This window comes from Mesorhizobium sp. M7A.F.Ca.AU.002.02.1.1, assembly GCF_003998535.1.
GTDB classification, from domain to species: domain Bacteria; phylum Pseudomonadota; class Alphaproteobacteria; order Rhizobiales; family Rhizobiaceae; genus Mesorhizobium; species Mesorhizobium ciceri.
On the sequence record NZ_RZPB01000563.1, the window covers coordinates 1 to 4,028 of the forward strand.

Consider the following 4,028-nt stretch of genomic DNA (forward strand, 5'->3'; position numbering starts at 1 on the left):
GTCGGGCACTTTTCCCCGTCACTATGCGGGGAAAGGACACCGGCACAGATGAGGGGCGGCGCGACCTCTGAAAGATCGCGTCACCCTGTCGCCCCTACTTCGGCAGCGCGTAGGCCATCACATAGTCACCCGGCTTGGTGCCGACCGAACCGTGGCCGCCGGCGACGATGACCACGAACTGGCGGCCGTCGGCGACCGTATAGGTCATCGGCGTCGATTGCCCGCCGGCCGGCAGCCGCGCCTGCCACAGCTGCTTGCCCGATGTCAGGTCGTAGGCGCGCAGATAGTCGTCGACTGCGGCCCCCAGGAAGGCGACGCCGCCGGCGGTGATCATCGGCCCGCCGATGCCGGGCACGCCGACCTTCAGCGGCAGCGGCAGCGGCGTCATATCGTAGACGGTGCCGTTGCGGTGCTTGTAGGCGATCTTGCCGGTCCTGAGATCGGCACCGGCGACATAGCCCCAGGGCGGCGCCTGGCAAGGAATGCCGAGCGGCGACAGGAACGGTCCCATCACCACCGCATAGGGCGCGCCCTCGTTGCGGTTCAGCCCCTGTTCGCTGCCCCGCCCTTCGTCCGGCGGCGGCACCTGATCGCGCGGGATCAACTGCGACTTGAACGCCAGATAGGTCGGCATGCCGAACAGCACCTGCCGGACCGGGTCGACGGCGACGCCACCCCAGTTGAAGGTGCCGAAATTGCCGGGGTAGATCAGCGAGCCCTGGACGGAAGGCGGCGTATAGCGACCCTCATAGCGCAGGCCCTGGAATTCGATCCGGCAGGCCAACTGGTCGAACATGGTGAGGCCCCACATGTCGGCGCCGGTCAGCGGCTTCGGCATGAAGGTGAGATCGGAGACCGGCTGCGTCGGCGATGTGTGGTCGCCTTCGATCGCGCCGCCGGGCGCCGGCACTTCGTTGACCGCGATGACCGGCTCACCGGTGCGGCGGTCGAGCACATACAGATCGCCCTGCTTGGTCGGTCCGACCAGCGCCGGCACCACCGTGCCGTCGGGTTTGGTGATGTCGATCAGGCTCGGCTGCGCCGGTACGTCCATGTCCCAGAGATCGTGGTGCACGGTCTGCCGCACCCATCGCACCTGTCCGGTGTTGAGGTCGAGCGCGGTGATCGACGACGAGAACTTCTCGACATTGGCACTGCGCCCGGCGCCGAGCTGATCCGGCGTCTGGTTGCCGAGCGGCACGTAGAGCAGGCCGAGCTTCTCGTCGGCGCTCGGCGTCGACCACATGTTGGGCGAGTTGGCGGTATAGGTCTGGCCGGCCGGCAGCGGCGTCGTCTGGTCCGGATTGCCGGAATCCCAGTTCCACACCAGCGCGCCGGTGGCAGCGTCGTAGGCGCGGATGACGCCGGACGGCTCCTGCGTCGAATAATTGTCGTTGACCGCGCCGCCGACAATGATCTTGCCGCCTGAGATCAGCGGTGCCGAGGTCGAGTAATAATAGCCCGACTTCGGATAGGGCATGTTGGTCAGAAGGTTCAGCGTGCCGCCCTCGGCGAAAGCCGGGCAGATCTGCCCGTTGGCGGCGTCGAGCGCGATCAGCCGCGCGTCCGAGGTCGGCAGGTAGACGCGGGTCGCACAGGGCTGCCCGGCGGCGCCGGCGGCATCGGCGTAATAGGCCACGCCGCGGCAGGTCTGGTGCTGGCGGTCCTTGTCGAGCTTGACCTTGGGATCGAAGCGCCATTTCTCCTTGCCGCTCGCGGCATCGATGGCGATGGCGAAATTATGCGGCGTGCAGATGTAGAGCGTGTCGCCGATCTTCAGCGGCGTCACCTGATAGGTGGTCTCGCCGACATCGTCCGGTCCCTTCACGTCGCCGGTCTGGTAGGTCCAGGCAGGCTGCAGCTTGGCGACATTGTCCGGTGTGATCTGGTCGAGCGGCGAATAGCGCTGGCCGAACTGCGTGCGGCCGTAATAGTGCCACTCGCCGGCCGGCACGTCATTGCCGAGATTGGCGTTGGCGACCACCTTGTCGGTGCCGAGTTCGCCGGCAATGTCCTTCGGATCCGAAGTCATCGAATAACCGGCGACGGCCAGTGATGCCAGCACGGCAAGGATCAGCGGCGCGCGTGCGTCAGGGCCGACAAGACCCCGTCTCGCCCACGGCGTCAGCAGCCATAAAGCGAGAAGCACGATGACGCCGCCGCGAGGCCCGAGTTCCCACCAGTCGAAGCCGGTTTCCCAGACCGCCCAGGCCAGCGTGCCGAGCACGATCGCCGCGTAGAGCCACAGTGCGGTGGACCGGCGCCGGTAGAGCAGCCAGGCGGCGATCAGGAAGGCAAGGCCAGCAACGACATAGTACCAGCTGCCGCCCAGCATCGCCAGGCGGATGCCGCCGCCGCCGAGTGCCAGGCCGATGAGGAAAAGAATGAGGGAGGTGATGGTGACAGCCAAGATGATACTCCTTCGACTGTTGCGCTTTGCCACGCCAAGGACAGCCCGATGTCCCGTTCCTGCCCTGCGCACAGCTTTCTCCTGCCCGCCCCGCCTGTCAAGCTGGCCCACACGCCAAGGTGGCAATTCATCTTGCCTGCGGTCGGGTTATCGAGCAGTCTCCGTCGCAGCATCACCGTGGAGTAGACCGAGTCATGCCCTTCGTCTTTCCGCCATGGATGCGCATTGCCGGCGCGCTGTTCGGCTTCGTCGTGCTTATGGCTGGCAGTCAACCGGCGTCGGCACAAACGCTCGAGGAGATCAACAAGGCAAGCGGCTTCCACGAGATGCTGGCCGGCCTCGGCCCAAGCATAGTCGCCGGCATCAAATCCGTGCCGGGGCCGGAAAAAGTCAAGGAAGCCTTGTCCGCCGCCGCTGAAGGCGCTTTTGACGCTGACAGGATGGAGAAAGCCGTAGAGGCGCGGATGACGGGCCGGTTGCAGCCCGTCGATCTCACCGATCTGGCTGCTTTCTTCGATTCACCATTGGGCAGGCGGGTCACAGCCCTGGAGATCCAAGCGTCCGATCCGCAAGCCCTGGGGCGCAAGAAGATCGAAGGTCCGAAAATCCTTGGAGGACTTCAGGCGGGAGATCCGGCACGGCTCGCGCTGTACCGGAAAATCGTCGACGATACCAGCGCCGTGGACATGGCTGAAGCGATCGCATTGAACATGGGCTATGCGATGGTTTCGGGAATGCTCGCGGCAGCCGGGCAGCCTTTATCGGATCAGCAGATAATGGTGCTGGTGCATAAGCAGGCCGGCAACCTTCGTGAAAAAGCCGAAAAGGGGATCATGGAAGGAAATGCTTTCGCCTATCGTGACTTGTCGCTCGACGATCTCAGGCTTTACGCGGCATTTCTCGCGTCCCCTGCGGGCAGCCATTACTACGACCGGATGCAGACGGCACTCGGCGCCGTGATGACCGATGAGGCGCGTTCGTTAGGGCAGCGATTTTTCGTCGCTCTCGGCTACCGCAAGGCCTGAACAGCCCGTACATCCTTGCCACCAGCACTTTAGCGGAACAAAACGTAGACAGTTCTGGTCTTTCGCCACCGAATCACTACATTCGGGGCGATGTCCGGCTTTTCCGAAGACATGCCCTTTTTCGACGAACCCAATGCGCGGCCCTCGGCCCCGTCGGGTATCGCCGCGCGCGCCATGGCTGCCCGCAGCGGACACAACAACGCACCCGACTATCTGAAGGGCCTCAACCCGGAGCAGCGGCTAGCTGTTGAAACAACGGAGGGCCCGGTTCTGGTGTTGGCCGGCGCCGGCACCGGCAAGACCCGCGTGCTCACGACCCGCATCGCCCACATCCTCGCCACCGGCAAGGCGTTTCCGTCGCAGATCCTCGCGGTGACCTTCACCAACAAGGCCGCGCGCGAGATGAAGATCCGCATCGGCGTGCTGATCGGCGAAGGCAATGTAGAGGGCATGCCGTGGCTCGGCACCTTCCACTCGATTGGAGTGAAGCTGCTTCGCAGACATGCCGAACTCGCCGGCCTGCGCTCCGACTTCACCATCCTCGACACCGACGACGTCGTGCGGCTGATCAAGCAGCTGATCCAGTCCGAAGG

The 4,028-nt window shown here is 64.7% G+C and carries 3 protein-coding genes; 2 read left to right on the plus strand and 1 reads right to left on the minus strand.

Features of this window, described 5'->3' with window-relative positions:
- Positions 1–94: 94 nt before the first annotated feature.
- Complete coding sequence (locus EN879_RS26745) at positions 95–2,410, minus strand: glucose/quinate/shikimate family membrane-bound PQQ-dependent dehydrogenase (RefSeq protein ID WP_063168289.1); 2,316 nt, start codon at positions 2,408–2,410, stop codon at positions 95–97.
- 194 nt (positions 2,411–2,604) lie between these two features.
- On the opposite strand from EN879_RS26745, the gene EN879_RS26750 reads away from it, so the two are divergent.
- Together EN879_RS26750 and EN879_RS26755 are read left to right on the plus strand one after the other, a co-directional pair.
- Positions 2,605–3,435, plus strand: a complete 831-nt coding sequence (locus EN879_RS26750; RefSeq protein ID WP_013530997.1) for a DUF2059 domain-containing protein — start codon at positions 2,605–2,607, stop codon at positions 3,433–3,435.
- 90 nt (positions 3,436–3,525) lie between these two features.
- The coding region (locus tag EN879_RS26755) for a UvrD-helicase domain-containing protein (RefSeq protein ID WP_164774593.1) at positions 3,526–4,028 on the plus strand (503 nt) is incomplete at its 3' end.